We start from the raw sequence: 319 nt of genomic DNA on the forward strand, positions 1-319 counted from the left end.
TTTTCTCCAGTATTCCTTTTTTACATAATGGGCAGCACCGGATATCATTTCCGGTCAAATCGAGCATAATCTCCTCAACGGATCTGGAAGCCCCGCTTTCTTCGGCCTCCGCTTCCAACAATTTGAGACACAGTGCAATATTGTCCTTTTTACACCGATTTGCAAACTAAATCCTTCCATGAATTTGGTACGAAACACTTTGGACAAGGCTTTGACCGGAAATAGAAAAGACTCATTACTGATTTTGAACTCTGCTTTATCCAGTGTCAAAACACCGCCCGGAACCAGACAATGAAGATGAATGTGATCTTTAAGCAAT

General features: G+C 41.7%; 1 protein-coding gene. It reads right to left on the reverse strand.

The features are described 5' to 3' along the window. Window positions 1-54: 54 nt before the first annotated feature. Window positions 55-319: transposase (locus tag ACYQ2M_RS25435; protein WP_459919196.1), on the reverse strand; the 265-nt coding region annotated here is incomplete at its 5' end.

Source organism: Desulfocicer niacini, from assembly GCF_054657595.1.